The following is a 22004-nucleotide window of genomic DNA, read 5'->3' as shown; positions in this document are numbered from 1 at the left end:
CGGCTCAGGCCGTGCCGACGATGGTGCCCGCGCGGTCGATGCAGATGACGTCGACCTCGATGGGGGCGCCGGCCAGGACGTCGAGGGCGGTGCGGCGGGCCCGGGCAGCGACCAGGTCGCCGAGCGGGACCCCGGCGGCGGCGCACAGCTGGACCGCCTCCAGGCCGGTGTTGGCGCCCGCCACGGCCTCCACCAGCGCCGGGTCGGCACCGCCCTGGCGGGCCAGATCGGCGAGGAAGGACTTGTCGACCTGGGAGCGGCCGGAGTGCAGGTCGAGGTGGCCGGCGGCGAGCTTGGAGAGCTTGGCGAAGCCGCCGGCGATGGTGAGACGGGGGACGGGGTGGCGCTTGAGGTACTTGAGGACAGCGCCGGCGAAGTCGCCCATGTCGAGCAGGGCGTCCTCGGGCAGGCCGTGCACCGCCACGGCCACCTTCTCGGAGGTGGAGCCGGTGCACCCGGCCACGTGGGTGCGGCCGGCCGCCCGGGCGACGTCCACGCCGCGCCGGATGGAGTCGATCCAGGCCGAGCAGGAGTAGGGGACCACGATGCCGGTCGTCCCGAGGATGGAGAGGCCGCCGAGGATGCCGAGCCGGGGGTTCCAGGTGGAGCGGGCGATCTCCTCGCCGTGGTCGACCGAGATCTCCACCACCACGTCCCCGCTGCCCCCGCACCGGGCCGCCACCTCGGCGACGTGATCGCGCATCAGCTGCCGCGGCACCGGGTTGATGGCCGGCTCCCCGGGCGGGATCGGCAGCCCGGCCTTGGTGACCGTGCCGACCCCGGGCCCGGCCGCGAAGACCACACCACTGCCGGGCGCCCCGTGGCGTACGGTGGAGCGGATCAGCGCGCCGTGCGTGACGTCCGGGTCGTCGCCGGCGTCCTTCACCACACCCGCCATCGCACTCTGACCCGGCGTCAGCAGCTCGGCCGCCAGCGCGAAGGCGGGCCGCTGGCCCTTGGGCAGGGTGATGGTCACCGGGTCGGGGAACTCGCCGGTGAGCAGCGCGGTGTACGCGGCGGTGGTGGCGGCCGTCGCGCAGGCGCCGGTGGTCCAGCCGTGCCGCAGCCCGCTGCTCTTGAGCTGGGCCTCCCGGCCGCCCTTCGCATCGGCGTTCCCACTACGCTCACCAGTCACGTACGTCCCCTGGAGTCCTGTTGCACGTCTTGATCCTCGGCGGCACCACCGAGGCCCGCGAACTGGCCGCCGCCCTCGCCGCCGACACCGCCCTGCGGGTGACCAGTTCCCTCGCCGGGCGGGTGGCACAGCCCCGGCTGCCCGTCGGCGAGGTCCGGATCGGCGGCTTCGGCGGACCGGCCGGGCTGGCCGCCTGGCTCCGGGCGGAGCGCGTGGACGCGGTCATCGACGCCACCCATCCCTTCGCCGGGGCCATCAGCCGGAACGCGGCCGAGGCGGCCGCCGAGGTCCATACTCCCCTGCTCGCCCTGCGCCGCCCCGGCTGGGTCCCCGTCCCCGGCGACCGCTGGCACCCGGTCGGCTCCCTGGCGGAGGCCGCGGCCCTGCTCCCCTCCCTCGGCGGACGGGTCTTCCTCACCACCGGCCGCCAGGGCCTGGCCGCCTTCGCCTCCTCCCCCCTGCACTTCCTGGCCCGCTCCGTGGACGCCCCCGAGCCCCCGCTCCCCGCCTCCACCGAGGTCCTCCTCGACCGCGGCCCCTTCACCCTCGACGGCGAACGCCGCGTCCTGCGCGACCACCGCATCGACGTCCTGGTCACCAAGGACAGCGGCGGCGCCGCCACCGCCCCCAAACTCACCGCCGCCCGCGAACTCTCCCTCCCGGTGGTGATCGTCCGCCGCCCCGAACCCCCGGCCGGCCTCCCCACCGCCCCCGACGTCCCGTCAGCCCTCACCTGGCTGGCGGGCCTGTGAGCATGCCGCCCCTCCTCTTCCGCTTCGAGCTCATCGAACGCAGGCTCGGCCATGACCTACAGCTGCGCCTGGGCAGCCACCGCACCATGTGCGACTACGGCCCACTGCTCGACGACGAGCGCTACGGACCGGGGCTCGACACGATCCCCTTGCGACTGGTCCGGCTCCTCGACCAGTGGTTGTCACAGTTGCGCCGCCTCCGGACCAAGGCCGGGACGGCCCTCCTCCCGTACGACTTCTCCGACCAGTCCACGGGCTGGCTCCGCGTCGTCGCCACCACCCCCGAGCGGATCTCCGTGGAAGCCGGCTGGAGCGCCGTGGACGGCTACTCGGTCCGCCCGTTGGCGTACCTCTCCTCCGCACGGCGGATCAAGGACTTCACACCGATCGTGATGGGCCGCCAGGAGTGCCCCCTGGAAGAGCTCATCACCGCTGTCGAACAGGCTCGGGCAGCCTTCGCCGCCGCCTGACCGGCCGGGTACGGAACCGTGCCCTCGGCTGGGAGGATGGCGCGCATGACGAACGCCCCCACCCTGGTCGACACCCGCTCACCGTGGGTCGTGCTGACGTCCCGTCGGGACCCTTGGGTGGCGGCGGGGCTGGCCGCGCTGGAGGCGGCGGGCGGCTTCGCCTTCCGGTTGGACGGGCGGGAGCTGCTGGAGCCGGCCTCGCTGTTCCGGGCCTTCGCCCGAGAGCTTCCCTTCCCCGGCTACTTCGGCCACAACTGGGCGGCCCTGGTGGACTGCCTGCACGACCTGCACGGGCCCTGGCACGGCAACCGGGCGGTCGCGGTGCTGGTCGACCGGGCCGATCACCTACTGGCGGCGGACCACCTGGGCCTGTTCGTCTCGGTGCTCTGCCAGGCGGCCTGGCGCGCCAACCTCCGCCTGGACGCCGACGGCTTCCCGGACGACATGCCCGCCTTCCCCCTGCACTTCGTGTTCCTCCTCGACCACCTCCCCGCCTCGGACTTCACCGCCCGGGTGACCACCGATCCGGACGTCACCGTGCACCTGGCGGACGGCCGCCTCACCGCCGCCCTGACCGGCCCGGACTGGCCCGGCTCGGACTGAGCTCAGTCGAAGCGGACGTGCCGCAGGCCCGTCCAGACCCGCCGCAGCCGCCCCCGCAGGGGGCCGTCGGTGTCCGGGGCAAGGGTCAGACCGGCCGAGGCTGCGATCCGGTCGGCGACCTTGGGGACCGTCAGGCGGTCGGTCCACAGGTGCTCGGCGAACTCCTCCCCGCCCAGCCGCTCCAGGCAGAGGTCCAGCTTGGACACCGCGAAGCTCTCCCGCCGCAACGGGGCGTCCTTCCCGCCGACCAGCCGCACGGCGTGCCCGAACCCCCGCTCCCGCAGCCGCCGCAGCACCGTCTCCCGCTCGGCCAGCAGCGCGAAGTGCCGCACGTCGTGGCCGCGTTCGCGCAGTCGCCCGACGGTCTCGGCGAAGTACCCGGGCTCCACCACCGTCATCGGCACGATCACCACGCCGTCGTGCCCACCGAGCGCCCGGTCCAGCACCTCGAAGACCCCCTGCCGCCAGGCCGGGAGGTCCTGGAAGTCCCCGCGCAACCCAGGGGGCGTCATCCGGTGCAGCCCGAACCCCACGTGCTCGGGGTCGCACACCACGCTGCCGGCCAGCCGCCGCCGGAGCTCGTACGCCGTCTGCGTCTTGCCGCCGCCGAAGGGGCCGTTGATCCACAGGAGCATGGGGCGGAGCGTACGCCCGGCTGGCGCCCCCGACCAAGATCCGCAAGACTCGCGCCCATGGTCTCAGTGGTGCAGAACGTCGCGATCGACTGTGCGGACGCCTACGAACTGGCGCGGTTCTGGAGCGAGGTGACGGGCTGTCCGGTCGACCCCGACTGCCGCCCCGGCGACCACGAGACCCAGGTGGTCCTCGCCGGCGGCCCGGTCCTCTACTTCAACGTCGTCCCCGAGCCCAAGACCGTCAAGAACCGGTTCCACCTCTGCCTGCGCCCCACCGACTCCCGCGACCCCGAGGTCGAACGCCTCCTCGCCCTCGGCGCCACCATGGCGGCGGACCGCCGCAACCCGGACGGTTCGGGCTGGGCGGTCCTGCACGACCCGGAGGGCAACGAGTTCTGCGTCCTGCGCAGCGAGTCCGACCGCGCCGCCGCGCACTCCTGAGCACACGGACCGCCGCTCAGCTGTTGATCTAGAGCGCACTCTAGGGTCTACCGTCCGGTTGTCGGCCCGTCAGGGGGCCATCGGATCGGGGAGAGAGCATGAGTACTTGGTTCGTCACCGGGGCATCGCGCGGACTCGGCGCGGCGATCACCCGCGAAGCACTGGAGCGCGGGCACAAGGTGATCGCCACCGCGCGGGACGCCTCCGCGGTGCTCGTGGCCTACCCGGAGCAGCCGGAGGGCCTGCTGGCGGTGGGTGCGGACGTGACCGAGGAGGCCCAGTTGGCGGCGGCCGTGGAGGCGGGGGTGGCCCGGTTCGGCGGGATCGACGTGGTGGTGGCCAACGCGGGCCACGGGCTGGTCGGCGCGGTCGAGGAGGTCTCCGACGCGGCGGCCCGGGCGCTGTTCGACGTCAATGTGTTCGGGGTGCTGAACACCCTGCGGGCGACCCTGCCGGTCCTGCGCGCGCAGCGCTCCGGGCACGTGCTGACGGTCAGCTCGGTGGGCGGCTTCGCCACCGCGCCGGCCGTCGGCGTGTACGGCGCGTCGAAGTTCGCGGTCGAGGGCATCTCGGAGGCGCTGCACGGCGAGCTGGCCCCGCTCGGCATCCGGGTCACCATCGTCGAGCCGGGTGGCTTCCGGACGGACTTCCTGAGCGGGGCCAGCATCCGGGTCGAGCCGGCCTCCATCGCGGACTACGCGGAAGGCGCGGGCCCGGTGCGGGAGTCGATGGCGTACCACGACGGCCGGCAGGCGGGCGATCCGGTGAAGGCGGCCCGGGCGGTGGTCGACGTGACCGGGGCAGCCGAGCCGCCGCTGCGGCTGCAACTGGGTTCCGACGCGGTGCAACGGGTCGAGGCGAAGCTGGACCTGGTGCGGTCCGAGCTCGATGCGTGGCGGCAGGTGGCACTCTCCACCGCGTTCTGACGGACCGTCCGACCGGCCCCGCGCCAGGACGGTCGGGGCCGGTCGGCGGCTACTCGGCGGCCAGCAGGCCGAGGGCGGCGTCCAGGGCGTCCTCGGCCTTGGCGTCGACGTCGGGCTTGACGCCGACGCCCTCCCAGTTGGTGCCGGTGACGGGGTTGATGGAGCGGGCGGTCGGGACGGTGACCGCGATGTGCGGGGTGAGGGCGTAGCGGTCGGTGGGGTGGGCGCCGCCGCGGGTGGTCTCGCCGACCAGGGTGGCGCGGCCGAGGGCCTGGAGGTTGTAGGCGAGCTCCTCGCCGCCGGAGAAGGTGAAGGCGGCGGTGAGGACGGTGACCGGGCGGTCGAGGTAGCGGGGGCCGGGGGTGTGGGGGTAGGTCCAGTACTGGCGGGTGGAGTCGGTGGCGCGCTCGTAGATGTCGTTGAGGTGGACCTCGTCGTCGCCGAAGAAGTGGCTGCACCACAGGGCGACGCCGTTCGGCGAGCCGCCCCGGCACTGCCGCAGGTCGATGACCAACCCCTTGGTGTGGGCGACGAGTTGCATGGCCGCCCCGATGGCCGCGAACCCGGCGTCGGCGTCCGGGATGAAGCGCAGGTCGAGGTAGCCGATGTTGCCGTCCAGCCGCTCGGCCCTGGCGATGCCGAAGTTGCCCTCCTGGTAGTACGTCAGCCAGCGGGCCTTCTCCTCCTCCGGGGAGTCCTCCTCCTCGACCGGGACGGCCTCCTCGCTCCAGAGCAGCCGCAGGTGCTTGTCGGGGCAGACGGCCTGGAGGTCCGCGGTGACGGCGGCACAGAAGTCGGCGTCGGCCAGGCCGTCGTACGCACCGTCGGCCAGCTTCCCGCGCAGCGCCTCGGCGATCGGGCCGGTGAGTTCGGGGAAGACGTAGCCGGTGGTGATCTTGTCCAGCGCGGCGTCGAGAATCTCGTTGTGGGAGGTCATGAGCGCGCATCGTACGGACCGGCGGACACCGTGACGAGCGGTTATTTCCGCACGCTACGATCCCCGCCGGAGGGGGCACACATGACGGAACGACGACGCTGGCCGGCCCTGTTCGTGCTGGCCGGGCTGCTCGCGCTGGCGGCGTACGCCTGGGGCGTGTACGAAGACCGCCCGGGCGGGCGGACAATGGTGGCGGTGGCGCTGTTCCGCCCGTTGATCGTGGGCGGGGCGGGGCTGGCCTTCCTCGCGGTGACGGCCGCCGCGCGCAGCCGGAACGGGCGGACGGTGGCCGGGCTGGTGGCCGCCTGCACGCTGCTGTACGCCGTCGGGGCCCTGGTGCTCCAGGGCGCGGTCCCGCAGCAGCGGGTGACCAGCCGTCAGCCCAGGCCGGGCGTCCCCGGCCACGTCCTGGTGGTGACCCAGGTCGGGAACCCGGGCTCGGAGATCGAGTCCCAGTCCTGGAAGCTGAACCTGCACACCGGCAGCGGCTGGTCCGAGCGCCACTGGTGGGTGGCCGAGCTCCCGGCCTCGGGCCGGGACGGCACCTTCGCGTCCGCCACCTGGGCCGACCGCGGCCACGTCCTGGTCACCACGGACAAGGGCACCCGCACCATCGCCGTACCGGCCCCCTGACGGATCGTCCGCCAGGGGGCCGGCCGGGGAGAGTCACGCCTCCGGGTAGCGCCGCGGCGTCCAGACCACCTCGCGGCCTTCCCCACGGCTGACCGCCTGGGTCTGCGAGGAGCCGATCAGCAGGATGGTCCGCATGTCGACCTCGGCCGGGTCCAGCTCGCCGAGCAGTACCGTCCGCACCCGCTCGGTTGGCCCGCCCACGTCCCGGGCCATCACCACGGGGGTGTCGGCGGCACGCAGCTCCAGCAGCAGCTCCTTCGCCGAACCGACCTGCGTGGTACGGGACTTGGAGCCCGGGTTGTACAGCGCCAGCACCAGGTCCGCCTCGGCCGCGGCGCGCAGCCGCGAGGCCACCACCGACCAGGGCTTGAGCCGGTCGGAGAGCGAGACCACCGCGTAGTCGTGGCCGAGCGGGGCGCCGGCCCGGGAGGCGGCGGCGTGGGCGGCGGTCATGCCGGGGCAGATCCGCACCGGGATCTCCCGGTACCGCTCCTCGCAGGCGACCTCCAGCACGGCGGTGGCCATCGCGAAGACGCCCGGGTCGCCGGAGGAGACCACGACCACCTTCCGCCCGCGGCTCGCCAGGTCGAGGGCGAACTCGGCCCGCTCGGACTCCACCTTGTTGTCCGAGCCGTGCCGCACCTGGCCGGCCCGCACCGGCACCCGGTCGAGGTAGGTGGTGTAGCCCACCAGGTCGGTGGCGGAGGCGAGTTGGCCGCGCACCTCGGGGGTCAGCCAGAGCGGCCCGGCCGGGCCGGTGCCGACCACGACCACCTCGCCGGGGCCGTCGTACACCGGCGCGGGCGAGCCACCGCCCAGCCGGCTCGGCAGCACCGCCACCGAGAAGTACGGCACCGACTCGGGGTCGATCTCCGCCAGCGCGCCGGTCCGCTCGCCCGCCATGGTGGCCCGCTCGACGTACGAGGCCTCGGCCAGGCGGCCGGAGCGCTCGAAGGCGGAGCGGACGGCCGGGAAGGTGCGGCCGAGCTTCATCACCACGGCCGAGTCGGCGGCGGCCAGACGGGCCGTCAGCTCCTCCTCGGGCAGGGTGCCGGGGATGATGGTGAGGGTCTCCTCGGCCTCGCACAGCGGCTTGCCGAGCCGGGCGGCGGCGGCGCTCACCGAGGTGACGCCGGGCACCACCTCGGTCGGGTAGCGGTGCGCCAGGCGCTTGTGCATGTGCTGGTAGGAGCCGTAGAAGAACGGGTCCCCCTCGGCCAGCACCACCACCGTCAGGCCGGCGTCGAGGTGGGCGGCCAGCCGGGCGGCGGCCTCCTCGTAGAAGTCGTCCAACGCGCCCCGGTAGCCGCCGGGGTGGTCGGTGGTCTCCACCGTGACCGGGTAGACCAGCTTCTCCTCGACCACGCCGTCCTTGAAGTAGGGGGCGGCGATGGAGCGGGCTATCGACCGGCCGTGCCGGGCGCTGTGGTACGCGACCACGTCCGCCTCGCCGATCAGCCGGGCGGTCTTGACGGTCACCAGCTCCGGGTCGCCCGGGCCGAGGCCGACGCCGTACAGTCTGCCGATCTGCTGCTCCGTCACTCTTCGGTGCTCGCAATCGCGTTGATCGCGGCGGCGGCGATCGCGCTGCCGCCCCGGCGGCCCCGGACCACCAGGTACTCCAGGCCCAGGTCGTTCGCGGCCAGCACCTCCTTGGACTCGGCGGCGCCGATGAAGCCGACCGGCACGCCGATCACGGCGGCCGGGCGGGGGGCACCGGCCGCGACCATCTCCAGCAGGCGGAACAGCGAGGTCGGCGCGTTGCCGACGGCGACCACCGCGCCCTCCAGGTGCGGCAGCCAGAGCTCCATCGCAGCGGCGCTGCGGGTGTTGCCCAGCTCCTTGGCCAGCTGCGGCACCGAGGGGTCGGAGAGGGTGCAGATCACCTGGTTGTCGGCGGGCAGCCGCTTGCGGGTGACGCCGCTGGCGACCATCGAGACGTCGCACAGGATCGGCGCCCCGGCGTTCAGCGCGGCGCGCGCGTCGGCGACCACCTTCGGCGACCAGAGCAGGTCCTCGACCAGGTCGGTCATGCCGCAGGCGTGGATCATCCGCACCGCGACCTGGGCCACGTCGGCCGGCAGGTGGGCCAGGTCGGCCTCGGCCCGGATGGTGGCAAAGGACTCGCGGTAGATGGCCGCGCCGTCCTTCTCGTACTCGATCACCGGATTTCTCCTAGAGAGCCCCGGCCTTCGGGCCGGGGAGAGGGGGACCCCCACCCAGAGGACAGGAGAGGGGCTTTGGGTCGAAGCCGCGAAGCGGCGGTGTTCTCTGCGTGTCCTGGGTTACCTCTCTGACTGTCGGTGAAGGGCGGTAGGTTGTGGACCGTGACGACTGGACGGGCTGCGGAGGACGCCGGGCACGCCCGGTACACCTACCGCCTGCGCGTGTCGTCGACCGCGCTCGGTGCCCTCGAAGACGAGTGGGGCAAGTGCCGGTGGGTGTGGAACGAGTGCCTGTCTGTGTCCCGCAGAGTCCATCTGCTGAACAAGACCGCGAGCGAGAAGCTGACATGCGGTCCGGCGCGGCTCGACAAGATGCTGACCGAGGCCCGTAGCGCAATGGCGTGGCTGCGGGAAGGGAGCTCGGTGCCACAGCAGCAGACAATCCGGGACTTCGCGAAGTCCCGTGCGAAGGCGCTCCAGGACGTCAGAGCGAAGCTGCCAGCATCTCAGCGGGCCGGGCTGCCGAAGCCGAAGAGAAAACGGGATGCGCTCACGTCGCTGAACTACACGCGGCGTGGTTTCCGGCTCAGAGCTGGCCGTCTGCACCTCGCCGGGGGGATTGTCCTGACCGTGGTCTGGTCGCGTGAGCTTCCCGCCAACCCGTCGTCGGTGCGCGTGTACCGGGACAGCACTGGCCACTGGTACGCAAGCTTTGTCGTCCCCGTCGCAACGGAGCCGCTGGCCGCGACAGGCCGCGTGATCGGCGTCGACTGGGGCGTGAAGGACACTGCCACCACCACCAGCGACGCTCACGATCTGCCGCATGCCGAGCACGGCAGGACGGCCGCACAGCGCCTCGCCCGCTACCAGCGTCAGATGGCGCGTCGTCGCGCCCCGAAGGGGAAGCCGCAGACCCGGGGCTACCGCAAGGCGCAGCAGCAGGCAGCGAAGCTGCACAAGAAGGTAGCCAGACAGCGCCAGGACACCGGCCGCAAGTGGGCGAAGAGCGTGGTCCGCGACTTCGATCACATCGCCGTGGAGGACTTCCGTCCGAAGTTCCTCGCCAGGACCACCATGGCCAGGAAGGCGTCCGACGCCGCGATCGGCGCGACCAAAACGGCGCTGATCGAGATGGCCCGCAAGCACGGCCGTACCGTGCACCTGGTCCACCCCGCGCACACCACGATGGACTGCGCGCACTGCGGAGCGAGAGCCAAGCACCGCCTACCTCTTTCGATGAGAACGTATACGTGCACCGCCTGCGGAGTCTCCTCACCGAGAGACAAGAACTCCGCTCGCGTGATGCTCGTCCGGGCTGGTCTCAACCCGGCTGGTGTTGATCTTCTAAGCCCTGCCCGTCGCTGACGGTCAGGCTGAGTGAGCCAGGAATCCCCGTCCTTCAGGGTGGGGAGGATGTCAATTCGTCCTCCGGGCCTCGGCTACCGCCTGGGCCATCTGTTCCATCGTCAGGTCATGCGTGGTCCTTGCAGAGATCCGATGGTTCGTCACCCGGTACATGTCCGATCCCGTGGCCAGCACGTCGACCCACTCCCCGGCGGGGTGGCCGCAGCGCCGTTCGCAGCCGGACCAGTGCACCGGCAGCCCGGGCACCCCGGCGGTCTCCAACGCCCGGGCGGCGTCCGCCCGTACGTCCGCGAGCGACTTGGCGCAGCCCGGCGCGCCGGTGCAGGCGGTGGCCAGCTCCCAGGGCGAACCGGGCGTCAGGCGCAGCCCGGCGGCGGCCAGTTCGCCGACCGCCGTCGCCCCGGGGAGTACGACGCTGCGCCACGGGGTGATCCGCAGCTCTCCGGCGCAGGCCCCGGCCAGCGCCCGCCACTGGGCGGCGGTCACGCTGCCGAAGCGGGTGCCGGCCACGACCCCGCCGCCGAACGGTCCCAACTCGGGGGCGCCGCCCGCGAAGACGGGCAGCGGCTCGGCGCCCGGGTCGAGCAGCTGGGCGGCCTCCCGGACGAACCAGGCCTTCACCCCAGCCGCTCGTACCGCCGTCAGGAACTCCTCGGCGGCGGCCAGCGCGGCGGCGGGAGCGGTCCCGGGGGCGACCCGGCGGGCGGTGGCGGCCCGGCCGAGGCGCAGCAGCGCGCCGCCGCCGGGCGTTGCGATCAAGGTCACATCGGCGTCCAGGGAGGCCACGTCGCCGCGGCCGTCGTCCAGGACGAAGAGGAACAGTCCGGCCAGTCCGGCGGCCGGCGGGCTGGCGCACAGCAGCGCGTCCAACTCCCGCGCCCAGGCCCGGACGTCGGCGCTGCCGAGCCCGTCCAGCCCGGAGAGCGGCGAGGCGATGACGTTGCGGACCCGCTCGTGGGTCTCGGAGGGCAGCAGCCCGGCAGCCCGCAGCAGGGCACCGAGCTCGGCCCCGGCGTCCTCGGCCAGGCCCCGCAGCTGGACGTTGCCGCGCGAGGTCAGCTCCAGCCGCCCGTCGCCGAGCCGCTCGGCCGCGTCGGCCAGGGCGAGGGCCTGAGCGGCCGTCAGCAGGCCGCCGGGAAGCCGGACCCGGGCCAACGCCCCGTCGTCGGCCCGGTGCAGCCGCAGCGCTCCCGGGCAGGCGTCACCCCGGTCGCGGTCGGGCCCGGAGGCGGCCTCCCGCCCGGCTGCGGAGGCACCGCCCCGGTCGCGGTCGGACGCGCCGGGGCGTGACTCGGCGACGGGCGGCGTGGGTGGCATGGCCGCGAGCATACCCACGTTCCGCCGGTTTGCTCCTGTCCGCTGCGTCACGTCCGCGCGACCCTCCGTCCCCGGCGGCACGGCCCGCTCTCCCCGACCACCCGACCCTCCGTCCACCCTCCCGTCCTCCCCCGCCCGCACCGGTGATCACCTGACAGACCTTCGGGACCCTGGTCCGCAACCCGGGCGCACCCCGTACGATGCTCCCCGGGTGGGCGCACAGCCCAGCCAACGCCAGCGACGGCGCTATGGGGAGGAAACCGGTGCGAATCCGGTGCGGTCCCGCCACTGTGACCACGGTTCGGCCGTGGGAGCCAGGAACTCCTGCCGTCCTCACACCAGCCCGGGGCGCGGACCCCGAGGAAGGCTCCGCCGTGCCCGTGCGCCGTACACCAGCGCTCCGTCGCGCCGCCGTCTCCTCGTGCCCGCCGCCGTCCCGGCGTGAAGTCACGGCCGGGAGGGCCTCCGCATGATCCTGCTCCTCTCCACCTCCGACACCGACCTGTTGAGCGCCCGCGCCTCGAACGGTCCGGTCCCGTACCGGCTGGGGAACCCGGCCCGGCTCGGGGTGGACGACCTGCCCGCGCTGCTGGAGGGCACCGACCTGGTCGTCGTCCGGCTGCTCGGCGGCCGCCGGGCCTGGCAGGAGGGCCTGGACGCGCTGCTCGCCGGGCCGCGCCCGGTGGTGGTGCTGACGGGCGAACAGGCCCCGGACGCCCAGCTGATGGAGCTCTCCACGGTGCCCGCCGGCCTGGCCGCCGAGGCGCACGCCTACCTGGCGCACGGCGGCCCGGCCAACCTGGCCGAGCTCGGCGCCTTCCTCTCCGACACCGTGCTGCTCACCGGCCACGGCTTCGCGGCGCCCGCCTCCGCGCCCGCCTGGGGCCCGTTGGAGCGTCAGGCGGCCGACAACGACGGCCCGCTGGTGACGGTGCTCTACTACCGCGCCCACCACATGAGCGGGAACACCGCCTTCGTGGAGATCCTCTGCCAGGCGATCGAGGCCACGGGCGCCCGGGCGAAGGCGATCTACTGCGCGACCCTGCGCGGCGCCGAGCCGGAGCTGCTGGCCGAGCTGGCGCAGGCCGACGCGCTGGTCACCACCGTGCTGGCGGCCGGCGGCACCCGCCCGGCCGACGCGCAGGCCGGCGGCGACGAGGAGGCCTGGGACGCCGGCGCGCTGGCCGCGCTGGACCGCCCGATCCTCCAGGCGCTCTGCCTGACCTGGTCCCGCGAGCAGTGGGAGGCCAGCGACGACGGCCTCTCCCCGCTGGACACCGCGACCCAGATCGCCGTGCCGGAGTTCGACGGCCGCCTGATCACCGTGCCGTTCTCCTTCAAGGAGCTGGACCAGGACGGCCTGACCGTCTACGCGGCGGACGCCGAGCGGGCCGCCCGGGTGGCGGGCATCGCGGTCGCCCACGCGAGGCTGCGTCACGTCCCGGCCGCCGAGCGGCGGTTGGCCCTGGTGCTCTCCGCGTACCCGACCAAGCACGCCCGGGTGGGCAACGCGGTCGGCCTGGACACCCCGGCCTCGGCGATGCGGCTGATGGCCCGGCTGCGCGCCGAGGGCATGGACATCGGCACCGACGTCCCCGGCCTGGACCTCACCGGCGACGGGCACGAGGGCGACGAGCTGATCCACGCGCTGATCGCGGCCGGCGGCTACGACCAGGACTGGCTGACGGAGGACCAGCTCGCCCGCAACCCGGTCCGCATCCCGGCCGCCGACTACCGCCGCTGGTACGCCGAGCTGCCGCAGGGTCTGCGCGAGCAGGTCGAGGAGCACTGGGGCCCGGCCCCCGGCAACCTCTACGTGGACCACTCGCAGAACCCGGACGGCGACATCGTGCTGGCCGCGATCCGCTCCGGCAACCTCCTCGTGCTGATCCAGCCGCCGCGCGGCTTCGGCGAGAACCCGGTCGCGATCTACCACGACCCGGACCTGCCGCCGAGCCACCACTACCTGGCCGCCTACCGCTGGATCGAGGCCGCGCAGGCCGACGGCGGCTTCGGCGCCCACGCCGTGGTCCACCTCGGCAAGCACGGCAACCTGGAGTGGCTGCCCGGCAAGACCGCCGCGCTGTCCGCCGAGTGCGGGCCGGACGCGGTGCTCGGCAACCTGCCGCTGGTCTACCCCTTCCTGGTCAACGACCCGGGCGAGGGCACCCAGGCCAAGCGCCGCGCCCACGCCACCCTGGTCGACCACCTGGTCCCGCCGATGGCCCGGGCCGACTCCTACGGCGACATCGCGCGGCTGGAGCAGCTGCTCGACGAGCACTCCAACATCGCCGCGATGGACCCGGCCAAGCTGCCGGCCATCCGGGCCCAGATCTGGACCCTGATCCAGGCCGCCAAGCTGGACCACGACCTCGGCCTGGACGAGCGCCCCGAGGACGACGGCTTCGACGACTTCCTGCTGCACGTCGACGGCTGGCTCTGCGAGATCAAGGACGCCCAGATCCGGGACGGCCTGCACGTGCTCGGCCAGGCCCCGGCCGGCGAGGACCGGGTCAACATCGTGCTGGCGATCCTGCGGGCCCGTCAGATCTGGGGCGGCGTCAGCGCGCTGCCCGGCCTGCGCGAGGCGCTCGGCCTGGACGAGGCGGCGCTGACCCTGGGCGCCACCGACGCGGCCGAGGCGCAGGCCCGTGCCCTGGTCGAGGCGATGGAGGCCGAGGACTGGGCCCCGTCCGCGGTGGAGAAGGTGGCCGCCGGGCACCCGGACGCGGTCCGCGAGGTGCTCGACTTCGCCGCCCGCGAGGTGGTCCCGCGGCTGTCCGCCACCACCGACGAGCTGGACGCGGTGCTGCACGCGCTGGGCGGCGGCTTCGTCCCGGCCGGGCCCTCCGGCTCGCCGCTGCGCGGCCTGGTGAACGTGCTGCCGACCGGCCGCAACTTCTACTCGGTGGACCCGAAGGCCGTCCCCTCCAAGCTGGCCTGGGAGACCGGGCAGGCGCTGGCGCAGTCCCTGGTGGACCGTTACCAGGCCGACAACGACGGGCAGTTCCCGCCGTCGGTCGGCCTCTCGCTCTGGGGCACCAGCGCGATGCGCACCGCCGGCGACGACATCGCCGAGGCCTTCGCCCTGCTGGGCGTGCGCCCGGTCTGGGACGACGCCTCGCGCCGGGTCACCGGCCTGGAGCCGATCCCGCTGGCGGAGCTGGGCCGCCCGCGGATCGACGTCACCCTGCGGATCTCCGGCTTCTTCCGGGACGCCTTCCCGCACGTGGTCGCCCTGCTGGACGACGCCGTCCGGCTGGCGGCCCGTCAGGAGGAGACCGAGGCGGAGAACTTCGTCCGCGCCCACGTCCAGGCCGACCTGGCCGAGCACGGCGACGAGCGGAAGGCCACCACCCGGATCTTCGGCTCCCGCCCCGGCACCTACGGCGCCGGCCTGCTCCAGCTGATCGACAGCCGGGACTGGCGCACCGACGCCGACCTGGCCGAGGTCTACACGGTCTGGGGCGGCTACGCCTACGGCCGCGAGCTGAACGGCCGCCCGGCCCGGGAGGAGATGGAGACCGCCTACAAGCGGATCACCGTCGCGGCCAAGAACACCGACACCCGCGAGCACGACATCGCGGACTCGGACGACTACTTCCAGTACCACGGCGGCATGGTGGCCACCGTGCGCGCCCTGACCGGCAAGGCCCCGACCGCCTACATCGGCGACTCGACCCGCCCGGAGACGGTCCGCACCCGCACCCTCACCGAGGAGGCGGCCCGGGTCTTCCGCGCCCGGGTGGTCAACCCGCGCTGGATGGAGGCGATGCGCCGCCACGGCTACAAGGGCGCCTTCGAGATGGCCGCCACCGTGGACTACCTGTTCGGCTACGACGCCACCACCAACGTGGTCGCCGACTGGATGTACGAGAAGCTCACCCAGGAGTACGTGCTCGACCCGACCAACCGGGAGTTCCTGGCCGAGGCCAACCCCTGGGCGCTGCACGGGATCAGCGAGCGCCTGCTGGAGGCGGCCGACCGCGGCCTGTGGGCCGAGCCGGACCCGGCGCTGATCGAGGAGCTGAAGGCCGCCTTCCTGGAGACCGAGGGCGACCTCGAGTCGGACAGCTGACGGCTGCGTGAAACGCACGGGGGGACCGGTGGCCGCCGGTCCCCCCGTGCCGTCCTGGTGGAGCGTCAGCGACGCTTCAGGCCCTGGTCGATGGCGCTGATCAGCTCGCCGTTCGGGGTGTCCCCGTCCAGCGCCCAGATCATCGCGCCGGCCAGGCCCTCCTCGCGGATGTAGGAGGTCTTGGCGCGCAGCACCGTCGGGTCGTCGTAGGTCCACAGGGTGGAGCCGTCGAACAGCCAGGCGCTGCCCTTGTCCCGGCTGCGGTAGATCTTGTAGCTGCCGGAGTCGGCCAGCTTCTTGAGCGCCTTGTAGTCCTCGGTGCCCGCCACCCAGGTGGCCGGGGCCGGGCCGGTGGCCGGCTGGTCGAGGCCGTCGCCGCCGCCGGTCACGCCGGTCCAGCCCTGGCCGTAGAACGGCACGCCGACCACCAGCTTGTCCGCCGGGGCGCCGCGGTCCAGCCAGGCGTTGACGGTCTGGTCGACGCTGAAGTCGCCGCGCTTGGCGTACAGCGCGGACTGCTGGGCGGTCTTCTTCTCGCCGGAGACGTGGAAGTCGTAGCCCTGCAGGTTGACGAAGTCGAAGTCCTTGATGATCTTCTTGACCTCGAAGCCGGCGTCGATCTTCGCCGGGGCGGTCGGCACGTACGCGCTCAGGTCGTAGTGCTTGTGCCGGCCCTGGGTCCGGGCGTAGGCGTCCAGCTGGACCCGGAACTCGTGCACCAGCTTGGTGAAGTTCTGCTTGTCCTCGGGGCGGATGCCGTTGCCCTCGTTGCCCTCGGAGCCGGGCCACTCCCAGTCCAGGTCCACGCCGTCGAACAGCCCGGCCGCCGCGCCCGCGCCGCCGCGGGCGCCGTCCACCGGGAGGTTGCCCTTGATGTAGGTGTCGAGGCAGGAGGCCACCAGCGCCTTGCGGCCCGCGTCGGTGAGCACCGCGTCCGAGAAGTGCGCCGAACCGCTCCAACCGCCCAGCGAGACCATGACCTTGAGGCCCGGGTTCTTCGCCTTCAGCTCGCGCAGCTGGTTGAAGTTGCCCGCCAGCTTCTGCTCGGCGGTGTCCGCGACGCCGTCCACCGAGGTGGCCGCGTCGACGGGCCGCACGTAGTCGGCCCACGGGTCGGCCCCGGGCACGTTGCCGACCAGGCACTTGCCGTCCTTGCCGATGGCGCCGAACGCGTAGTTGATGTGGGTCAGCTTGGCCGCGGTGCCGCTGGTCTGCAGGTCCTTGACCTGGTAGTTGCGGCCGTAGATGCCCCACTGGGTGAAGTAGCCGATCCGCTTGTAGGCGGGGACTCCGTGGCCGCCGTGACCGTCGTGGGCGTCGTGGGCGGACACCGCGGGGGCGATCGAGACGAGCAGGCCGAGGGCCGCGGCGGAGGCGACGGTCAGCCGGGTGATGGATCCGTGACGCATGGGCTCGTTCCTGTTGTGGGCCTGGATGGAGCTTTGCTGCAGGGAAGGTATTGGTCTGAACCAGTAGCGTCAACCGGCCGTCCGCCCTGCAAAACACTGCCCGCCCGCGCTTGACACTTCGTACCCGGCAAGGGACGTGACGCTCCGTCAGGCCACGGAGTACCACCCCCCGGAGCCGCTCCTTCCGGCCCACGGGGCCGAACAGGGCTAGCGTTGGACCATGAACCTGCCCGCCTCCCTCCGCCACCCCGCCAGGTACGCCGCGCTCGTGTCCGGAGGGCTGCCGGTGCTGACGTTCCCCGCACCCGGGCTGTCCTGGCTGGCCTGGGTGGCCCTGGTGCCCGGCCTCGAACTGATGCGGCGGGCCGGGAGCGGGCGGGAGGCGGTGGTGCGCGGCTGGTGGTTCGGGGCCGGGTTCATCCTGCTGTCGATGTACTGGCTGGTGCCGTCGATCGGGCCCGGGCTGCTCGCGCTGGCAGTGGTGTTCGGCGTACTGCCCGGGGCGGTCGGGTACGCGGTGTGGCGGCTGCTGTCACCTCCGCTGACGGTCCGTCGGGCGCTGCTCGCGCTGCTGGTGGTCCCCTCGGTCTGGGTCTGCACCGAGTTCGTCCGCTCCTGGCACGCGCTCGGCGGCCCCTGGGCACTGCTCGGCGCGAGCCAGTGGAAGCACCCCGCCGTGCTCGGCCTCGCCTCCGTCGGCGGCGCCTGGCTGGTGAGCGCCGCCGTGGTGGCCGCCAACGTCGGCGTGCTGATCCTGCTGGCCGGCCGCCGCCCGCGCGTCCGGGTGCTCGCCGCCCTCGCCGTCACCGCCGCCCTGCTGGCCGGCCCGCTGCTGTTCGCCGCCCTGCCCGCCCCGCCGCCCGGGGACACCGCCACCCTCGCCCTCGTCCAGCCCGGCGAGGTGGCCGGGTCGGCCGCCCGCTTCGCCGCGAGCGGGCGGATCACCGCCGAACTGGCGGGCCGGGCGCCCGATCTGGTGGTCTGGGGCGAGAGCAGCACCAACAGCGACCTGGACCGGGACGGGGACGCCCGCCGCGAGGCCGCCCGGCTGTCGGCCCTGGTCGGCGCCCCGCTGCTGGTCGGCGAGGACGCCCGCAAGGGCGACGGCCTGATCTCCAAGGACGCCGTCCTGGTCACCCCCGGCGGGGTCGCCGAACGCTACCGGAAGATCCGGCTGGTGCCGTTCGGCGAGTACATCCCGCTGCGACCGCTGTTCGGCTGGCTCACCGGCGTCAGCCGGGCCGCGGGCGAGAACCGGGCCCCCGGCTCCGCCTTCCACCTGCTGCACACCACCGACCGGCAGGGCCGCCCCCTCCCCTTCGGCGCGCTGATCTGCTTCGAGTCCGCCTTCCCCGACATGTCCCGGGCGGCCGCCGCCGAAGGGGCCCGGATGCTGGTCTTCCAGTCCGCCACCTCCACCTTCCAGGACTCCTGGGCCCCGCAGCAGCACGCCTCCCTCGGCGCCCTGCGCGCCGCCGAGACCGGCCGCCCGGTGGTCCAGGCCGCCCTCACCGGCGAGTCGGTCGCCTACGACCGCCAGGGCCGCCGCCTCGCCCTCCTCGGCACCGGCGCCACCGGCTCCCTGACGGTCCGTCTCCCCCTCGCCTCCCCCACCGCCACCACCTGGTACACCCGCCTCGGCGACTGGGTCCCCTACACCGCGGCGGCCGTCACCCTGGCGGCGGCCGTCCTGGGCTCCCGGCGATGGTGGCTACCCCAGGGGCGCGAGGAACTGCGCGAAGCGGAAGAGATGAACCACCTGCCGGGTACGGAGAACCACTTGCACGTGAGCGCCCGCACCCGGCACACGGGTCCGTGACTCCCGCTTCGCGCAGTTCCCCGCGCCCCCGGGGTGACCAATTTCCGCCGCGCCCCGGAGGGCCTCAGACCTGGTAGAGCCCGAAGACCGCGCCGAGCGGGTCCTTGAGGACGGCGAGGCGGGGCCCGTCCGGTACGTCGGTCGGCGGCAGTACCGCGTCGCCGCCCAGCCGGACGCCCCGCTCCGCGGCCAGGTCGACGTCCGCCGCCGCGAAGTACGGCATCCAGTACGGCGGCAGGTCGGCCGGGAACTGCTCCCCCATGTCGAGCACCCCGCCGAAGTCGGTCCCGTCCAGCCCCCACTGGGTGTACTGCTCTCCGGGGCTGACGCTCCATCCGAACAGCCCGTGGTAGAAGCCGACCGCCCCGGCCACGTCCCGCGTCGCCAGTTCGATCCACCCCGGGGCGCCCGGCTCGGCGAACCGCGCGACGCCCGGGAGGCGGCGGCCGTGCCAGATGCCGAACACCGCCCCGGCCGGATCGGCCACCACCGCGAAGCGGCCGAGGTCCAGGGCCTCCGTCGGCCCGGCCAGCAGCTGCCCGCCGGCGGCCTGTGCGGCCTCCGCCGCCGCGTCCACGTCCTCGGCCGCGAGCGACACCGACCAGGCGGTCGGCTGGCCCTCGGCGACCAGTCCGACCACGCCCGCGACCGGTGCTCCGTCCAGGTGCATGACGCTGTAGCCCATGGCCTCGGGCCGCGGGTCGGCCTCGCCCGTCCAGCCGAACAGCTCGCCGTAGTAGCGCTCCGCCGCCCGCGGGTCGGCACTGCTGTGCTCGAACCAGCAGGGCGCGCCGGGGCTGGTCTCGGTGATCCTCATCCTGACGCCCCCTCAGCCCCGGATCTCGATGACGCACTTGCCGCGCGCGTGGCCGGACTCCACCGCCAGCATCGCCTCCGCGGCCCGGTCCAGCGCGAAGGTCTCGGAGACGTGCGGGTCCAGCGCGCCGCCGGCCACCAGCGCCGCGACCGAGGCCAGCACCTCGCCGGTGCGGCGGCGCTTCACGTACTCCCCGCCCAGTCCGGCGGCGGTGGCCGGATCGGTGGTGGAGACCAGCCGGCCGCCGGTGCGCAGGGTGGTGGCGGCGGCCTTGGCGTCCATGCCGCCGACCAGGTCGAGCACCCCGTCCACGCCGTCCGGGGCGGCGGCCCTGATCCGCTCGGCCACGCCGTCGCCGTAGGCGATCTGGGTGGCGCCCAGGGTGGCCACGTACTCCCGGGCCTGGTCCCTGGCGGTGCCGAGGACGGTGATCCCCCGGCTGCGGGCGATCTGGGCGGCCGCGCTGCCGACCCCGCCCGCCACGCCGAGCACCAGCAGGACCTGACCGGGCGTCAGGCCCAGCTGGTCCACCGCGTCGTAGGCGGTGGCGGCGGCCACCGGGAGGGTGGCGGCCTGGGTGAAGGTGACGTCGTCCGGCACCCGGGCGGCCTCGCCGGCGTCCAGCAGCACGTGGTCCGCGAAGGCGCCCTCCGGTGCGATGCCGAAGACCGGGTCGCCCACCATGAAGCCCGAGACGCCTTCCCCGAGCACCCGCACCACTCCGGCCGCCTCCGAGCCGAGCACCCGGGGCACCGGCTTGGTCCGCCCGAAGAGGCCTTCCCGGATCTTCCAGTCCGACGGGTTGACCCCGGCCGCCCGCACCGCGATCAGCAGCCGGCCCGGTCCCGGCACGGGGATGCGCCGGTCCAGGTACTCCTGGGTCTCCGGCCCGCCGTACGCCACGAATCCGAACGCCTTCGACATCGCACTTCCTCCACTGGGGGGGGTTCGCCGGACCCCACCAGCTTGCGGGCCCCGGCCCGGCCGCGCCCGGGGCTGCTGGGCCGAACGGTGCCGCAGTGACCCCTGTTGTTCAAATTGGAACAACAGGTGTACGGTCGGCCGGGACGGAACACCCAGACAAGAGGAGGGCGGGCATGCCCGAGCAGCTCGACCCGGCGACCGTCCGCACCACGGTGCGGATCCCGCTCACCTTCCCGGACGGCTACCGCGTCCAGGCCGAGGTCACCACCTTCCACGGCCTCGCCGACGGCGCCGAGCACCTGGCCCTGCGCCTGGGCGAGCCCGGCGGACGACCCGGCGGCGAGCAGCCCGGCGGCGGCGGGCCGCTGGTGCGGCTGCACTCCGAGTGCCTCACCGGCGACGTCTTCGGCTCGGACCGCTGCGACTGCGGCCCGCAGCTGCGCGAGGCGGTCGAGCGGATCGCCACCGACGGCGGCTACCTGCTGTACCTCCGTCAGGAGGGGCGCGGCATCGGCCTGTACAACAAGCTCGACGCCTACGCCCTCCAGGACCGCGGCCTGGACACCTACGCCGCCAACGCGGCGCTCGGCCTCCCGGAGGACGGCCGCGACTACGCGGCCGCCGCCCAGATGCTCGCCGCCCTCGGCGCGCCCCGGATCCGCCTGCTCAGCAACAACCCCGACAAGGCCGCCCAGCTCACCGCCCACGGCATCGAGGTCACCGAGCACGTCCCCACCGGGGTGCACGTCTCCCCCGCCAACCTCCGCTACCTGCGCGCCAAGGTCGAGCACACCCACCACGCCATCCCGCTGGCCGAGCTGGCCGGCTGACGCCCGCTCAGGGGTCTGGGCAGGGAACGGGTCGACCCCGTACGATCCCAGCGTGCCGCCGGGGGAGTGCACATGCCAAGTCGGTCTCCCGGCGGATCCTTTCGACCCGTGGGGGAGACACCGATGCGCACGTTCTCTCGGATCAAGCTGCTCGGACTGCTGGGAGCGGGGTTCCTGGCGGTGACCGCCGCCGCCCCGCCGGCCCAGGCCGGCGAGGTCGGCGTGTACGCCCGCTTCATCAAGAACGACGTCACGCGGACCTGCCTGGACGTCCCCGAGGTGTCCGGCGCGCACTTCGGGGACCGGGTGGGCGTCTACTGGTGCAGCGCGGACGACAACCAGCGGTGGAACCTCCTGCGGACCGGGAGCTTCCCCTACCACCTGCCCAACGGCGTGGTCATCTACAAGGACAAGTTCCTGGTCAGCAGCTACCACGGGGACAACCTCTGCCTCGACCTGCCGGGCCAGGGCGGTGACCTGCCCAACGGCACCGAGATCCGCCTGCACACCTGCATCACCCAGAACGACAACCAGGAGTGGTACTGGGACGACTCCGCCGGCCCCGAGGTGCTGGTCAACTACCAGACCGGCAAGTGCCTGGACGTCGACGGGCAGGCCTGGAACCAGACCGACCGAGGGCCCCGCACCACCTGGCTCTACGACTGCTGGGGCCAGGGCGGCGACACCGACGACCACGCCTGGTACACCACCCCCTACTACTGGGGAGCCCCGTCGAGCTGACGGACGC

General features: G+C 73.7%; 20 protein-coding genes and 1 riboswitch. Of the genes, 11 read left to right on the top strand and 9 right to left on the bottom strand.

Annotated features, from left to right (window positions below; all coding sequences use genetic code 11):
- Positions 1-4 precede the first annotated feature (4 nt).
- Entirely contained in the window at positions 5-1135 is a 1131-nt protein-coding gene (locus ACIA8O_RS20650) for a cobalt-precorrin-5B (C(1))-methyltransferase (protein ID WP_396295377.1), read from the bottom strand.
- A gap of 20 nt (positions 1136-1155) precedes the next feature.
- Between ACIA8O_RS20650 and ACIA8O_RS20645 the strand changes: the two genes are divergently transcribed.
- The 3 genes from ACIA8O_RS20645 to ACIA8O_RS20635 are packed head-to-tail and all read left to right on the top strand — an operon-like array spanning position 1156 to position 2960.
- Positions 1156-1887 carry a cobalt-precorrin-6A reductase gene (locus ACIA8O_RS20645; protein WP_396295376.1) on the top strand — a complete coding sequence of 244 codons (732 nt, stop codon included), beginning with the start codon at positions 1156-1158 and terminating at the stop codon, positions 1885-1887.
- Positions 1888-1889: 2 nt separating this feature from the next.
- Entirely contained in the window at positions 1890-2357 is a 468-nt protein-coding gene (locus tag ACIA8O_RS20640; protein ID WP_396295375.1) for a hypothetical protein, read from the top strand.
- A gap of 45 nt (positions 2358-2402) precedes the next feature.
- Complete coding sequence (locus ACIA8O_RS20635) at positions 2403-2960, top strand: barstar family protein (protein WP_396295374.1); 558 nt, start codon at positions 2403-2405, stop codon at positions 2958-2960.
- A 2-nt stretch (positions 2961-2962) separates the two neighbouring features.
- On the opposite strand, the gene ACIA8O_RS20630 is transcribed toward ACIA8O_RS20635, so the two are convergent.
- Positions 2963-3595: an AAA family ATPase gene (locus tag ACIA8O_RS20630; RefSeq protein ID WP_396295373.1), complete on the bottom strand. Its 633-nt coding sequence runs from the start codon at positions 3593-3595 to the stop codon at positions 2963-2965.
- Positions 3596-3652: 57 nt separating this feature from the next.
- Here ACIA8O_RS20630 and ACIA8O_RS20625 point away from each other — a divergent pair, with 57 nt between their 5' ends.
- A complete protein-coding gene (locus tag ACIA8O_RS20625) occupies positions 3653-4036 on the top strand; it encodes a VOC family protein (protein ID WP_396295372.1) in 384 nt (127 codons plus the stop codon).
- Between the two features lie 98 nt (positions 4037-4134).
- Positions 4135-4962 (top strand): oxidoreductase, encoded by an 828-nt coding sequence (locus tag ACIA8O_RS20620; RefSeq protein ID WP_396295371.1) that lies wholly within the window; start codon positions 4135-4137, stop codon positions 4960-4962.
- A gap of 49 nt (positions 4963-5011) precedes the next feature.
- Here ACIA8O_RS20620 and ACIA8O_RS20615 read toward each other — a convergent pair whose 3' ends face one another.
- Complete coding sequence (locus tag ACIA8O_RS20615; RefSeq protein ID WP_396295370.1) at positions 5012-5899, bottom strand: S41 family peptidase; 888 nt, start codon at positions 5897-5899, stop codon at positions 5012-5014.
- A gap of 81 nt (positions 5900-5980) precedes the next feature.
- On the opposite strand from ACIA8O_RS20615, the gene ACIA8O_RS20610 reads away from it, so the two are divergent.
- Positions 5981-6532: a hypothetical protein gene (locus ACIA8O_RS20610; protein WP_396295369.1), complete on the top strand. Its 552-nt coding sequence runs from the start codon at positions 5981-5983 to the stop codon at positions 6530-6532.
- A 33-nt stretch (positions 6533-6565) separates the two neighbouring features.
- Here ACIA8O_RS20610 and ACIA8O_RS20605 read toward each other — a convergent pair whose 3' ends face one another.
- Both ACIA8O_RS20605 and ACIA8O_RS20600 read right to left on the bottom strand, forming a co-directional pair.
- Positions 6566-8074 carry a precorrin-2 C(20)-methyltransferase gene (locus ACIA8O_RS20605; RefSeq protein WP_396295368.1) on the bottom strand — a complete coding sequence of 503 codons (1509 nt, stop codon included), beginning with the start codon at positions 8072-8074 and terminating at the stop codon, positions 6566-6568.
- Positions 8071-8697: a precorrin-8X methylmutase gene (locus ACIA8O_RS20600; RefSeq protein WP_396295367.1), complete on the bottom strand. Its 627-nt coding sequence runs from the start codon at positions 8695-8697 to the stop codon at positions 8071-8073. Before ACIA8O_RS20600 ends, ACIA8O_RS20605 begins: the two co-directional genes overlap by 4 nt.
- A gap of 162 nt (positions 8698-8859) precedes the next feature.
- On the opposite strand from ACIA8O_RS20600, the gene ACIA8O_RS20595 reads away from it, so the two are divergent.
- Positions 8860-10062, top strand: a complete 1203-nt coding sequence (locus tag ACIA8O_RS20595; protein WP_396295366.1) for an RNA-guided endonuclease InsQ/TnpB family protein — start codon at positions 8860-8862, stop codon at positions 10060-10062.
- 51 nt (positions 10063-10113) lie between these two features.
- Here the strand turns inward: ACIA8O_RS20595 and ACIA8O_RS20590 are convergent, their stop codons facing one another.
- A complete protein-coding gene (locus ACIA8O_RS20590) occupies positions 10114-11391 on the bottom strand; it encodes a cobalamin biosynthesis protein CobG (RefSeq protein WP_396295730.1) in 1278 nt (425 codons plus the stop codon).
- 212 nt (positions 11392-11603) lie between these two features.
- Positions 11604-11726: riboswitch (cobalamin riboswitch) on the top strand.
- Positions 11727-11848: 122 nt separating this feature from the next.
- On the opposite strand from ACIA8O_RS20590, the gene cobN reads away from it, so the two are divergent.
- Positions 11849-15457, top strand: coding sequence for a cobaltochelatase subunit CobN (gene cobN, locus ACIA8O_RS20585; protein ID WP_396295365.1), 3609 nt, complete (start codon positions 11849-11851; stop codon positions 15455-15457).
- Between the two features lie 65 nt (positions 15458-15522).
- On the opposite strand, the gene ACIA8O_RS20580 is transcribed toward cobN, so the two are convergent.
- Positions 15523-16866, bottom strand: coding sequence for a glycoside hydrolase family 18 protein (locus ACIA8O_RS20580; protein ID WP_396295364.1), 1344 nt, complete (start codon positions 16864-16866; stop codon positions 15523-15525).
- Between the two features lie 220 nt (positions 16867-17086).
- Here ACIA8O_RS20580 and lnt point away from each other — a divergent pair, with 220 nt between their 5' ends.
- Positions 17087-18685 carry an apolipoprotein N-acyltransferase gene (gene lnt, locus ACIA8O_RS20575; protein ID WP_396295363.1) on the top strand — a complete coding sequence of 533 codons (1599 nt, stop codon included), beginning with the start codon at positions 17087-17089 and terminating at the stop codon, positions 18683-18685.
- Between the two features lie 64 nt (positions 18686-18749).
- Here lnt and ACIA8O_RS20570 read toward each other — a convergent pair whose 3' ends face one another.
- Positions 18750-19502 carry a VOC family protein gene (locus ACIA8O_RS20570; RefSeq protein WP_396295362.1) on the bottom strand — a complete coding sequence of 251 codons (753 nt, stop codon included), beginning with the start codon at positions 19500-19502 and terminating at the stop codon, positions 18750-18752.
- A 12-nt stretch (positions 19503-19514) separates the two neighbouring features.
- Positions 19515-20426, bottom strand: coding sequence for an NADP-dependent oxidoreductase (locus tag ACIA8O_RS20565; protein ID WP_396295361.1), 912 nt, complete (start codon positions 20424-20426; stop codon positions 19515-19517).
- Between the two features lie 173 nt (positions 20427-20599).
- On the opposite strand from ACIA8O_RS20565, the gene ribA reads away from it, so the two are divergent.
- Both ribA and ACIA8O_RS20555 read left to right on the top strand, forming a co-directional pair.
- Positions 20600-21256: a GTP cyclohydrolase II RibA gene (ribA, locus tag ACIA8O_RS20560; protein ID WP_396295360.1), complete on the top strand. Its 657-nt coding sequence runs from the start codon at positions 20600-20602 to the stop codon at positions 21254-21256.
- Positions 21257-21379: 123 nt separating this feature from the next.
- Positions 21380-21997: an RICIN domain-containing protein gene (locus ACIA8O_RS20555; RefSeq protein WP_396295359.1), complete on the top strand. Its 618-nt coding sequence runs from the start codon at positions 21380-21382 to the stop codon at positions 21995-21997.
- The last annotated feature ends 7 nt before the right edge of the window (positions 21998-22004 follow it).

Source organism: Kitasatospora sp. NPDC051853 (assembly GCF_044452665.1).
GTDB lineage: Bacteria > Actinomycetota > Actinomycetes > Streptomycetales > Streptomycetaceae > Kitasatospora.
This window is presented reverse-complemented; position numbering and strand designations above follow the sequence as displayed.

Excerpts from the sequence above, each read along its gene's own strand:
- ACIA8O_RS20640 (WP_396295375.1), top strand. The coding sequence starts at position 1,890 with ATGCCGCCCCTCCTCTTCCGCTTCGAGCTCATCGAACGCAGGCTCGGC.
- ACIA8O_RS20635 (WP_396295374.1), top strand. The coding sequence starts at position 2,403 with ATGACGAACGCCCCCACCCTGGTCGACACCCGCTCACCGTGGGTCGTG.
- ACIA8O_RS20630 (WP_396295373.1), bottom strand. The coding sequence starts at position 3,595 with ATGCTCCTGTGGATCAACGGCCCCTTCGGCGGCGGCAAGACGCAGACG.
- ACIA8O_RS20625 (WP_396295372.1), top strand. The coding sequence starts at position 3,653 with ATGGTCTCAGTGGTGCAGAACGTCGCGATCGACTGTGCGGACGCCTAC.
- ACIA8O_RS20620 (WP_396295371.1), top strand. The coding sequence starts at position 4,135 with ATGAGTACTTGGTTCGTCACCGGGGCATCGCGCGGACTCGGCGCGGCG.
- ACIA8O_RS20615 (WP_396295370.1), bottom strand. The coding sequence starts at position 5,899 with ATGACCTCCCACAACGAGATTCTCGACGCCGCGCTGGACAAGATCACC.
- ACIA8O_RS20610 (WP_396295369.1), top strand. The coding sequence starts at position 5,981 with ATGACGGAACGACGACGCTGGCCGGCCCTGTTCGTGCTGGCCGGGCTG.
- ACIA8O_RS20590 (WP_396295730.1), bottom strand. The coding sequence starts at position 11,391 with ATGCTCGCGGCCATGCCACCCACGCCGCCCGTCGCCGAGTCACGCCCC.
- cobN (WP_396295365.1), top strand. The coding sequence starts at position 11,849 with ATGATCCTGCTCCTCTCCACCTCCGACACCGACCTGTTGAGCGCCCGC.
- ACIA8O_RS20580 (WP_396295364.1), bottom strand. The coding sequence starts at position 16,866 with ATGCGTCACGGATCCATCACCCGGCTGACCGTCGCCTCCGCCGCGGCC.
- lnt (WP_396295363.1), top strand. The coding sequence starts at position 17,087 with ATGAACCTGCCCGCCTCCCTCCGCCACCCCGCCAGGTACGCCGCGCTC.
- ACIA8O_RS20570 (WP_396295362.1), bottom strand. The coding sequence starts at position 19,502 with ATGAGGATCACCGAGACCAGCCCCGGCGCGCCCTGCTGGTTCGAGCAC.
- ACIA8O_RS20565 (WP_396295361.1), bottom strand. The coding sequence starts at position 20,426 with ATGTCGAAGGCGTTCGGATTCGTGGCGTACGGCGGGCCGGAGACCCAG.
- ribA (WP_396295360.1), top strand. The coding sequence starts at position 20,600 with ATGCCCGAGCAGCTCGACCCGGCGACCGTCCGCACCACGGTGCGGATC.
- ACIA8O_RS20555 (WP_396295359.1), top strand. The coding sequence starts at position 21,380 with ATGCGCACGTTCTCTCGGATCAAGCTGCTCGGACTGCTGGGAGCGGGG.